The sequence below is a fragment of the Ventosimonas gracilis genome, from assembly GCF_001580025.1.
GTDB lineage: Bacteria > Pseudomonadota > Gammaproteobacteria > Pseudomonadales > Pseudomonadaceae > Ventosimonas > Ventosimonas gracilis.
Map to the genome: position 1 here is coordinate 1 of NZ_LSZO01000143.1, position 691 is coordinate 691.

At 54.3% G+C, this 691-nt stretch carries 1 pseudogene; it reads left to right on the forward strand.

The features are described from left to right. Positions 1 to 669: pseudogene (locus AXE65_RS06390) on the forward strand (IS1595 family transposase); the annotation flags it as partial. Between the last annotated feature and the right edge of the window lie 22 nt (positions 670 to 691).

The following is a 691-nucleotide window of genomic DNA, read 5'->3' on the forward strand; positions in this document are numbered from 1 at the left end:
AAAATAGGTACTTCAAACGTTCGAAAATCAGCGAAGCGAGATTTCGTCAGATTGTTCGCCACTTTGCGCTGGATTTGACCGCCACCGAATGCGCCGCGCTCACGGGCATATCGGTGCGTTCGGTCAACGACATCTATCTGCGCATCAGACGCCGCATGAGCCAATGGTGTCTTGAACGCTCGCCGCTGACTGGAGAGCTTGAGGCCGACGAATCCTACTTCGGTGCCAGACGGGTACGTGGCAAACGCGGGCGTGGAAGCCCAAGGCAAGACCATCGTCTTCGGTCTGCTCAAACGCGGCGACTGCGTCTACACGGAAATTATCCCCAACGCATCCAAAGCCACGCTGCAAGCCATTATCCGGGGCAAAGCCAACATCGACAGCGTCATCCATACAGACGGCTGGCGCGGCTACGATGGGCTGGTGGACATCGGCTTTGACAAGCATTTCAGGGTCAACCACGGTGAGAACGAATTCGCCAAGGGCAAGCATCATGTCAATGGAATCGAATCCTTCTGGAGCTTTGCCAAACGGCGGCTGGCGCAGTTCAACGGCATCGCCAAACACACTTTCGAGCTGCATCTGAAAGAGTGCGAATTCAGGTTCAATCATCGACATGAAAACATCTATCTGGCCTTGCTAAAATTACTGCGTGAACAGCCGCTTTGATCGCGTTTGCTTCCTAAGACCC